The 9213-nt window shown below is 74.3% G+C and carries 7 protein-coding genes, 1 pseudogene and 1 riboswitch; of the genes and pseudogenes, 3 read left to right on the top strand and 5 right to left on the bottom strand.

Annotation, left to right across the window (positions count from 1 at the left end; genetic code table 11):
* Window positions 1-79: 79 nt before the first annotated feature.
* From GNZ18_RS27605 to GNZ18_RS27620, 4 genes are all read right to left on the bottom strand, one after another.
* Entirely contained in the window at window positions 80-1390 is a 1311-nt protein-coding gene (locus tag GNZ18_RS27605) for a M48 family metallopeptidase (protein ID WP_156219436.1), read from the bottom strand.
* Window positions 1387-2700 (bottom strand): hypothetical protein, encoded by a 1314-nt coding sequence (locus tag GNZ18_RS27610; protein ID WP_156219437.1) that lies wholly within the window; start codon window positions 2698-2700, stop codon window positions 1387-1389. The genes GNZ18_RS27605 and GNZ18_RS27610 overlap by 4 nt, the downstream gene beginning before the upstream one ends.
* Window positions 2701-2841: 141 nt before the next feature.
* A riboswitch (cyclic di-AMP (ydaO/yuaA leader) is annotated at window positions 2842-3038 on the bottom strand.
* 302 nt (window positions 3039-3340) lie between these two features.
* The gene (locus GNZ18_RS43295; RefSeq protein ID WP_308166035.1) at window positions 3341-4306 is read right to left on the bottom strand and encodes a C40 family peptidase; all 966 of its coding nucleotides are present in this window, start codon (window positions 4304-4306) and stop codon (window positions 3341-3343) included.
* Window positions 4307-4592: 286 nt separating this feature from the next.
* The gene (locus tag GNZ18_RS27620) at window positions 4593-5975 is read right to left on the bottom strand and encodes an NYN domain-containing protein (protein ID WP_308166036.1); all 1383 of its coding nucleotides are present in this window, start codon (window positions 5973-5975) and stop codon (window positions 4593-4595) included.
* A 170-nt stretch (window positions 5976-6145) separates the two neighbouring features.
* Here GNZ18_RS27620 and GNZ18_RS27625 point away from each other — a divergent pair, with 170 nt between their 5' ends.
* From GNZ18_RS27625 to GNZ18_RS27635, 3 genes are all read left to right on the top strand, one after another.
* A complete protein-coding gene (locus GNZ18_RS27625; RefSeq protein WP_156219438.1) occupies window positions 6146-7921 on the top strand; it encodes a DEDD exonuclease domain-containing protein in 1776 nt (591 codons plus the stop codon).
* 69 nt (window positions 7922-7990) lie between these two features.
* Window positions 7991-8740 carry a rhomboid family intramembrane serine protease gene (locus GNZ18_RS27630; RefSeq protein ID WP_156219439.1) on the top strand — a complete coding sequence of 250 codons (750 nt, stop codon included), beginning with the start codon at window positions 7991-7993 and terminating at the stop codon, window positions 8738-8740.
* Window positions 8741-8802: 62 nt separating this feature from the next.
* Window positions 8803-9090: an Lrp/AsnC family transcriptional regulator gene (locus GNZ18_RS27635; protein WP_312874782.1), complete on the top strand. Its 288-nt coding sequence runs from the start codon at window positions 8803-8805 to the stop codon at window positions 9088-9090.
* 30 nt (window positions 9091-9120) lie between these two features.
* On the opposite strand, the pseudogene GNZ18_RS44210 reads toward GNZ18_RS27635, so the two are convergent.
* Window positions 9121-9213: pseudogene (locus tag GNZ18_RS44210) on the bottom strand (IS982 family transposase); the annotation flags it as partial.

Consider the following 9213-nt stretch of genomic DNA (forward strand, 5'->3'; position numbering starts at 1 on the left):
GTCTGATCGCGAAGCGAGCCGCCAGGCGAGGTCGGAGCGATGCCCGCGATCGCCGCGTGGCCCGTTGAAGGAAGGCGCCCTAGCGCCTGACGCCGAGGGGCGCGCCATGGATTCGCTCCCAGTCTCTCGCCATGGCGATGCGGTCGGGGGCGGACGGGTGGGTCAGCCACAGGAGGTGTTCGAGGGCGTCGGGGCTCAGGTCGGAGATGTTGCGGACGGCCAGCTCGTGCTGCATCGACACGAACGTGGACGGGTCGCGGGTGAGGTCGAGGGCGTGCGCGTCCGCGCGGGCCTCGATGCGGCGGCTCACGAGGTTCTGGACGGGCATGCCGATCTGCGTCCCCGCCGCGACGAGGGCGAGGACGAGGGCCAGCGAGCGCGGGTTCACGGCCGTCCGGACGTCGGAGTCCTCGGCCGGGGGCACTCCGGCGCGGCGCAGGAGGCGCGGGGAGGTCAGCAGGAGGTACAGCAGGCAGACGCCCCCCGCGACGGCCAGGGCGCCCACGAGCGTCCCCCACAGGACGTCGCCCCGCTTGGCGTGGCCCAGCTCGTGGCCGACGATCGACTCGATCCGCGGGCGCGGCGAGCGCAGCAGCGTGTCGTACAGGACGATGCGGCGGGTGGAGCCGAACCCGGACACGTAGGCGTTCAGGGAGGTCGTCCGGCGGGAGGCGTCGGCGACCAGGACGTCCTTGACCGGGACGCCGTCGCGGTCGGCCATGGCGAGCAGGTCGCTGCGAAGCCGCCCCTGCGGCAGCGAGTGGAACTTGTTGAACACCGGCTCGACGGCCACGGGGTAGAGGAAGGAGACGGCGACGACGAGGAGGAATCCGCCCGCCGCCGCGCCCGTCCACCAGTAGCGGGGGAAGCGGCGCATCACCGCGTAGAGCAGCAGCAGCGCGACCGTGTAGATCACCCAGGTGACCGCGAGGGACTTGAGCTGGTCGAGCAGCCACTGCGGCCAGGACTGCGTGGACAGCCCGTAGCGGCGCAGGACGGCCTCGCCCCACAGGTCGAACGGCAGCCCCGCCACCCGCAGCAGCGTCGTCAGCGCGACGGCGGCGGCCATGACGCGCAGCGGCCACCGGCGGACGCGCGCCGTCGTCCACCCGATCAGCCGCGATCCGGCCGGGGTGAGGCCGAGCGCGAGCACGAGCACGAGGCCGACGAGGAGGCCGGCGTAGGCGGGGGGGTTGAGGGCCGAGTCGAACGCGCGGGAGCGGGCGATCTCGGCGGCGGAGAAGTCGGCGGACGGGTCGGCCTCCACGCGGCCGCCCGGCACGCGCCCGGGGAGCGGGTTCCACGGTGTGGTGAGCGCCAGGACGGCGCCGACCGCGGCGAACAGCGCGGCGGCGGCGACCGCGGCCGCGATCCGGGGACGTCGGCTCAACGGAGCTCCTTCTTCAGGTAGTCGCGCCACAGGGCGGTGAGGCGGTCCCGGGTGAGGCCGAGCGCGTCCCGCAGCGCGGCCGCCTCGGAGACGCGCCCCGCGGCCCGGTACAGCCGCACGAGCGTCGCCTCACCGTACCGGTCCGCGATCATCCGGCAGGCGAGCCAGGCCTCCTGGTAGGACTGCGAGAGCCGCGGCGAGGCGCCGGTGAAGGCGGCCGCGTCCGGCAGCGCGGCCGGGACGCGCCCGGCGGCCACCTCGCGGGCCAGCTCCCCGGCCGCCGACCGCACCGTGATCTCGGTCCCGGAGTACCCGACGTAGTCGGCGAAGCCCTCGATCAGCCACAGCGGGGTGGCGCGGTCGCGGGCGCCGCCGGTCGCGACGTGGGTGAGCTCGTGGGCGAGGACGACGTCGCGGCCGAGGGCGTTGAGGCGTCCGAAGGTGCCGGGGGAGATGATGACGCGGTCCTCGCCGGGGCCCTCCCCGGCCGGCGGGGCGACGGTGGCGAGCGCCGCGATCGCGCCGAGGTCCTGGCCCTGCCCGGCGAGCGCGGCCGCCAGCCGCGCGTCGGCGGGGACGAGCGCGACGGCCCGCTGCGCCCAGCCCCGGCCGACCACCCGGGTGACGACGGGCACGGCCGCGTCCAGGCTGCGCGCGAAGCCGTCCAGCCCGGACGCGTCGCCGACGACCAGGCACGACCGCCCGTGCACGGCGGTCAGCGGCCCGCCGTCCCAGATCTCGGCGTCGTCGGCGAGGCCGTGGGACGTGCCGTCGCCGACGATCGTCCAGCCGCCGGAGCGGGGGGCGAGGGACAGGTAGCGGGCGCGGGCGACCTCGTGCCGGTCGAAGCCCTTCAGCCTGTAGCGCACCTCCGCGCGGACGACCGTGACCCCGGTCGCGGCGTCGGTGTGCTGGGTGTCGACGACGCGCTCGCGCCATCCGTCCAGGGGGAGGCGGCGGAGGTTGTCGTAGAGGCCCGCCTGCGCCTTCTGGAACGCGGCGGGCGCGGAGCCGACGGTGGCCAGGAAGGCGGCGCGGTCGCCCCGGGAGACGGCGCGCGCGCGGTTGGCGAGGATGTCCCCGGCCGCGTCGGGGTGGAAGGAGCCCGCCGCCCTGGTGGCCTTCGCGGACGCGGCGCGGCCGTCGCCGGAGCGCGCGTGGACGAGGCCGGCGGTGCCGGCGAGCAGCAGGGCGGCGCCCCCCGCGCCCAGGCCGAGGATCCCGCGGCGGGAGAGGGAGGCGTCCTGTGGAACGCTCCGCGCGGCGTCCGGTGCCGCGTCGTGTTCCTCCTGGCCGGGGCCGTCGGTCATGCGCGTGATCCTATGCAGGACGTCATGAGCGTCGTGGAAGGCGCCCGGGAAAGGGCCGGGCGCGGCCGCGCGCTGAATCGGCGGCCACGCCCGAGGGGCCCGCTCGCAGGCGGGCCGTGGCTTGTTCGGGGGGTGTGCATCACTCCTTCTTCCAAGACGCCTACCGGGTTAGCTGACGGGTTCGGGCGTGGAAGTGGCCCTACGGCGGCTCTCACCTGACGGGAGGGACGCGCCGATTCACCCCGGGGGACCGGTGTGCCCGTCCGGAAGCGGACTCCCGGACGCCGGTCGATTGGTTCCCCGGCTCCGCGCGGGCGCGGACTCGGCGTTGCCTCACCGGACCCTGGGGCACCGTCGTGGCGCGCGCTCAGCGCCATGCACGCGTCGGCGTGCGCACGATCGGGCCGGGTCCGGCCTGAAATCGGGGGGACGGCACGTGGAGCGCGCCGCCGGACGCGGCGCCTGGACGGGGCCGCGCGGGGGCCGTGACGCCTGGTGGGCGCCGCGGGGCTCGGGCGCCTGGCGGGTGCCCGAGTGGTGCAAAGGTACCAAAGGCCCATCAGAAGGCAAACCCCCCCAAAATCAACAACGGACCAGGTCAAAGCCTGGTCCGTTGCCGATATGGCGGGGGGATCGTCGCTCAGGGACGTCCCGCGCCGTAGTAGTTGGAGACGTAGTACCCCGACGAGATGTCGGCGATCCGGACGACGTCGCCGGTGTGCGGGGCGTGGATCATCTTGCCGCCGCCCACGTACATGCCGACGTGCCCGAGGCTGCTGAAGAACACCAGGTCGCCCGGCTGGAGGTCGCTCTTGTCGACCCGCTTGGTCGCCGCGAACTGCGAGTTCGTCGTGCGGGTGATGCTGACGCCCGCCGCGCCCCAGGCGCGCATGGTCAGCCCGGAGCAGTCGAAGGAGTTCGGGCCCGCCGCGCCGTAGACGTACGGCTTGCCGAGCTGGGCGTAGGCGTAGTTCAGCGCGGTGCGCGCCGAGCCGCTGGCCGGGCCGTTGTAGGTCCCGCCCGTGCCGCCGCCGCCACCGGACTTGCTCGGCGACTTCTCGCCCAGCTTGGCCAGCAGCTTCTTCTGCTGCTCGACCTGCTTGTCGAGCTCCTTCTTCTTGTCCTTCAGCTCCTTGGCCTTGCCCGCGACGTCGTCGTAGGCGCTCTGGGCCGTCGCCCGCTCCCGGCGCAGCCGCTGGGTGGCCGCGAGGAACTGGGTGAGCTGCGAGCTGCGCTCCTGCGACAGGTGCGTGAAGACCGCCGCCTGGTCGAGGATCGCCTGCGGGTCGTCGCTGCCGACGAAACCCGACACGTCGGTGGTGTTGCCGTTCTTGTACGCGGCGGCCGCCATCTGCGCGATCGCGGAACGCTGCCGCTCGAACGCCGTCTCCTCGCCCTTGCTCGACTTCTTGGCGGCGTCGAGCTTCTTCTTGGCGATCTTGAGCTGCTCGTTGACCTTGTTGTACTTCTCGACGTTCTGGTCAACCTGCTCATTGAGCTTGGTGAGCTTCTTGCGCACGTCCGCCGCCTTCGGCTTGGGCGCCGCGTGCGCCACCACCGGGGGGAAGGCGAAGGACGCCGTCGCCGCGAGGCAGGCCACTGCCACCACGCGACGGGCCGCGCCACCAGGCGCGCGATGTCTCCGCCGGTCACGCGATTGCGCTGAGGCCCCGATGAGATCACTGGCCACGGTCGAATTCGCCCCTCTCGCTCCACGACGTCAGCGGACGACATTAGCGAGGCACAACAACCGTCACAACCGAAACATCACATCTTGATTGACTTATCCCGCGTACGTCCACTTTCCGTGATACCAAGATCACCGACAGTCGGAACGGGGTTCGCGCAGGTCACAAGCGGTTCAGCGGGGGCACAAGGCGGTCGTCGGCGGGTCAGGAGCGGCCGAGGCGGCGCAGCAGCAGGGTGGACGGCGCGGGGCGCGCACCGGCGCGGCGCGCCGCGTCCGCGACCTCGCGGTCGGCCGACACCACCACGACGGCCCGGCCGGGCGGCTCGGCCCGCACCAGGTCGCCGATCAGCTCGTCGGCGGTCTGCCCGGGGTTGCTGAACAGCACCCGCACCCCGCGCGGCGCCCCGACGGGCACCGGCGCGTCCAGGTCCGCGCCGTCGAACACGCACGTCACCTCGGCGCGGGTCTGCGCGGCGAGGCCGCCGAGGCCCGACACGAGGCGGTTGCGCTGGTCCGACAGGGGCAGCTCGCCGTAGCCGGTCTTGGTGACGTTGTAGCCGTCCACGACGAGGTGGACCTGCGGCAGCGTCAGCAGCTGGTCGAGGAGCTGCGGGTCGCTGTCGGACAGCACGCGGCCCGGCAGCGCCCGGTGGGGCTCCTGCGCGCCGACGACGTCGGCCGGGCGCCCGATCGTGGAGGGCAGCGCCAGCTCGGTGCGCACGCCGCGCGCCGCGTCCACCAGCGTGTCGAGCAGCATCCGCAGCCGGACGTCGTCGACGTTGCGGCCCTCGCGCGCGGCCCGCTTGGCGGCCTCGGCCGCCGCCTCGGCCTGCGCGGCGCGGGCGCGCAGCTTGCGCAGCTCCTTGTCGGCGGCGGCGGTCGACTCGCGCGCGGCGGCCAGCTCGCGCTCGGCGCCCGCCGCGAGCAGCTCGGCGCTCGCCTGCGCGTCGCGCGCCCGCGTCCGCGCCTCGTGCAGCTTGCGGCGCAGCTCGGCGATCTCGGCCTTGGCGCCGCGCAGGTCGGCGCGCAGCTTCTCGACCTCCCCGGCGCGCGCCGCGCGGGCGGCGGCCAGCTCCTCGCGCAGCGCGGCGAAGCGGCGCTCGGCCGCCTCCTCCTCCGACGCCGACACCGAGCGCTCCAGCTCCGCGCGCGCCGCCTCGACCAGCCCCGTCCACCCTGGGGGGCGCAGCAGGTAGGCCAGCACCGCGACGCGGACGGGGTCGGCCGCAGGCGGGACGTCGCCGCCCTCCACCGCCTCCACCAGCTCCGGCTGCGCCTCGCGCGGCGGCCCGGCGACCCGCCGCCGGAACCCGTCGTCCTTCTCCAGCAGCGCGGCGATGTGCTGGCCGGCGAGCTTGGCGCGCTTGCGCCGCTCGAACCGCGCGAACCGGCGCAGCGGCATCGGCACCTCGTCGATCGGCAGCGCGCCGATCAGCTCGGCGGCCGCCTCCACCACGCCCTGCCGGACGGCCTCCGGCAGAGGCCCGCCCAGCTGCTCGGGGGCGCCTGGGCTCGCTTCGGGGCTGTCGATGGTCCCGCTCCTTCCGGGCTTGCCGCCGGTGGGCCGAGTGTTCCCGAGCGCCACACACCCTAACCAGCGGGAATGCAGGGACGGCCTGCTCCGTGCAGGAGATCGGCCGGACGCGCCGAACCCCCGAGCCGTCCCCCGTGGCCCCCACCCGGCGGGACGTGCCGGCGCGGGACCAACCCTAGCGGCCCGGACTTCTGTCGGTGGCGTCCTCTACGGTCCCGGGCATGACGGCTGCGCACGTCCAGGGCACCCTGGACGACCTCGGTACGCCCCTGTCCGGCGTCACCTTCGTGGTGGTCGACCTGGAGACGACCGGCGGCTCGGCGGCCGACTCGGCCATCACCGAGATCGGCGCGGTGAAGGTGCGCGGCGGGGAGGAGCTCGGCGAGCTCGGCACGCTGGTCGACCCGGGCGGGCCCGTCCCGCCGTTCATCACCGCGCTGACCGGCATCACCACCGCGATGGTGACCGCCGCCCCCCGGATGGACTCGGTGCTCCCCGCCTTCCTGGAGTTCGCGCGCGGCAGCGTGCTCGTCGCCCACAACGCGCCCTTCGACATCGGCTTCCTCAAGGCGGCGTGCGCCGAGCACGGCTACGCCTGGCCGAGGTTCACCGTCGTCGACACCGTCGACCTGGCGCGCCGCGTCCTGTCCAAGGACGAGGTGCCCAACTGCAAGCTCGGCACGCTCTCCCGGTTCTTCCGCACGGCGACCGAGCCGACGCACCGCGCCCTCGCCGACGCCCGCGCCACCGTCGAGGTGCTGCACGGGCTCATCGAGCGGCTCGGCTCGTTCGGCGTCACCTCGCTGGAGGAGATGCGCGGCTTCGCCAAGGCGCCCACGCCCGAGCAGCGCCGCAAGCGCCACCTCGCCGACGACGTCCCGTCCGCGCCGGGCGTGTACCTGTTCGAGGACGCCGCGGGCGAGGCGCTGTACGTCGGCAAGAGCGGCGACCTGCGGTCGCGGGTGCGCAGCTACTTCACCGGGTCGGAGACGCGGCGCCGCGTCCGGGAGATGGTGGGGCTCGCCGAGCGGATCCGGACGATCGTGTGCGCGACCGGCCTGGAGGCGGAGGTCCGCGAGCTGCGGCTGATCGCCGAGCACAAGCCCCGCTACAACCGCCGCTCGAAGTTCCCCGAGCGGGCGCTGTGGCTGAAGCTCACCGCCGAGCCGTTCCCGCGGCTGTCGATCGTCCGCGAGATCCGCGACGACGGCGCCCGCTACCTCGGCCCGATCTCCTCGCGGCGGCAGGCCGAGGAGGCGCGCGCCGCGCTGCACGAGGCCGTCCCGCTGCGGCAGTGCACGCAGCGGATCACGCTGCGGCTGGTGGAGGCCGGGCGGCTGCACGCCTGCGCGCTCGCCGAGATGGGCCACTGCGGCGCGCCCTGCGACGGCAGCGAGGCATTGGAGGACTACACCGCCCACGTCACCGCCGCCCAGGAGATCATGGAGGGGGACGCGCGCCCGGTGGTGGCCTCCGCGCGGGCCCGCATCGACCGGCTCTCGCGCGAGCTGCGCTACGAGGAGGCCGCCGCCCAGCGCGACCGGCTGGCCGCGTTCGTGCGCGCCGCCGCGCGCGGGCAGCGGCTCACCGCGTTCGCGCGGCTGCGGCAGCTCGTGGCGGCGCGCCCGGCCTTCGACAACGGCTGGGAGCTGGCGGTCGTGCGCTACGGGCGGCTCGCGGCGGCCGGAACGGTCCCGCCGCGCGCCGACCCCTGGCCCTACGTGCACGCCCTCACCGCCACCGCCGAGACGGTCTTCCCGCCCGTCGGCGGCGCTCCCGGAGGCGTACCGCTCGGCACCGCGCAGGGCGGCGGCGCGACCGCCGAGGAGATGGAGTGCGTGCTGCGCTGGCTCGACCTGCCCGGCGTCCGCCTCGTCGAGGTGGACGGCGAGTGGACGTGCCCCGCCCACGGCGCCGAGGGTCTGCGCGGCTGGATCGACAACGCCTACGCCGCCCACGACCCGAAGTCGTCCGGGCGGAGCCGCCCGCTGAGGTGACGGCGGCTACAGTGACGGGCGAGGTCCCGGTGGTGGGCGCCGGGTGACGGAGAGGACGTCGAACACCGCATGGCCGTGCCTCTCTACGACAGCCAGCCCGCGCGGCGCGTCCCCTGGGTGACCTATCTGCTGGTCGCGGCCAACGTCGTGGTGTTCCTGCTGACCCCGATGTCCAACTTCGCCACCTGGTACGGCGAGGACCGCGCCCGCGAGTGCGAGGCGGTGCGGTTCAGCCACGAGTACGGCGCCGTCCCGAAGGAGCTGACCACCGGCGTCCAGCAGCCGCTCCCGGTGGACGCCGTCGAGGAGTGCGGCCCCGCCCGCTTCGCCAAGCATCCCTGGACGTCCGCGTTCACCTCGATGTTCCTGCACTCGGGCGCCCTGCACCTGGTGGGCAACCTGGTGGCGCTGTTCGTCGTCGGCGCGGGCGTCGAGGACCGGCTCGGACGGCTGCGCTACCTGCTCGCCTACCTGCTGTTCGGCCTCGTCGCCGTCTACGGCTTCGCCTACACCTCGGCCGGGTCGACGGTGCCGCTGATCGGCGCGTCCGGCGCGATCGCGGGCGTGATGGGCGCCTACGCGATCCTCAACCCGCGCGGCCGCATCGTCAGCTACGTCCCGCCGGTGATCGTCGTCCGGCTGCCGGTGTGGGTGGTGCTCGGCTACTGGTTCGTGCTCCAGTGGCTGTCGCTCGGCGACGAGGAGAGCAACGTCGCCTACACCGCGCACATCTACGGCTTCGCCGCCGGGGTGGTCTTCGCGCTGCTGGCCCGCCGCGCGGGCCCCGCGCGCCGCCCGGTGGCCCTGAGCAGAGGCTGAGCGGCCGCCCGATAGGGTTGGGGCATCCGCATGTGCAGGGCGAAGGTGCAGGGAGGGTGCCGGTGGTCACCGCCATCGTGTTCGTCAAGGCCGACGTCGCGCGCATCCACGAGGTGGCCGAGACGATCGCGGCGCTGGACGGCGTCAGCGAGGTCTACTCCGTCACCGGTGAGCACGACCTCATGGCGATGGTCCGCGTCCGGGACCACGACGAGCTGAACGACGTGATCCCGGGGCGCCTCAACAAGGTGCCCGGCATCCTCGACACCGAGACCCACATCGCGTTCCGCACCTACTCCCAGCACGACCTGGAGCAGGCGTTCGCCCTCGGCCTGCCCGACGCCGACTAGATCGTTGATGGGGGTTGTGGTGTGGTCTGGTCAGTGGTCGTAGGCGGTCAGTGATCGTTTGATCGGGGCGTGGGTCAGCCAGTTGTGCCAGATCGCGGCGTTGAGGGCGCAGATGCGTTGGCA

The organism is Actinomadura litoris (assembly GCF_009733595.1).
Classification (GTDB): Bacteria; Actinomycetota; Actinomycetes; order Streptosporangiales; family Streptosporangiaceae; genus Spirillospora; species Spirillospora litoris.